We start from the raw sequence: 662 nt of genomic DNA, 5'->3' as shown, positions 1-662 counted from the left end.
AAACCCGCCAATCAACGCCCTGAACTCCTCAAGCGACATACTATGCTTGTTGATGTTGCAACTGGCGCAGGCAGGTAGTTGATTGTCGATATGAAGCCGGTCGGGATGTTTACAGGTGCCATCATAGACCCATTTACGCTTTTTTCGATCCCACTTTTTGTTTCGACGGATAGGTTCTACCTCATCAATATGCCAGCCTTTCCCTAACTCACAGCCGCAGTATGCGCATCTGCCTCCGCACTTATTAAAGATTAATTCCCGCTCTTTTCTGGTTGCCATAGCCAATCTGCGCTTCGTCCTTTTTTTGGTCGGATTTACCAGTAAAATTCACTATCTGTTATCCCAACGACGCCCTGATGCCGAACGGCTGCCGACGCAGAGTTGGTTGAGCCGATCCGGGGTTACATCATTTAGCTTAACTAAAGTAGCCGGTTAATAGAACCGGGTTCCGGTAGCCTGATATATACCGCCTAATAAATATGTTGTGCCTAAATCGCCAATTAGTCGTCTAAACTATTTTGTACGAACCCATTGGTTTACCTCCGTACCTACTTGGTTACGTAAAGCCCAACGGTCTTTATGCCGACATCCTTAACCGACGAAGAGATGATTCGGCGATTCCTGCCCGATCAGCCTAATCAGTGCTTTGAGACGCTTTACAA

Annotated in this window: 1 protein-coding gene; it reads right to left on the bottom strand. The window is 47.0% G+C overall.

What is annotated here, in order from left to right:
• Positions 1 to 279: hypothetical protein (locus tag ACYVI1_RS28720; RefSeq protein WP_460914817.1), on the bottom strand; the 279-nt coding region annotated here is incomplete at its 3' end.
• Positions 280 to 662: the final 383 nt, after the last annotated feature.

The organism is Spirosoma areae (genome assembly GCF_054781775.1).
The sequence above is the reverse complement of the archived record's forward strand: the minus strand, read 5'-3'. Positions and strand labels throughout refer to the sequence as shown.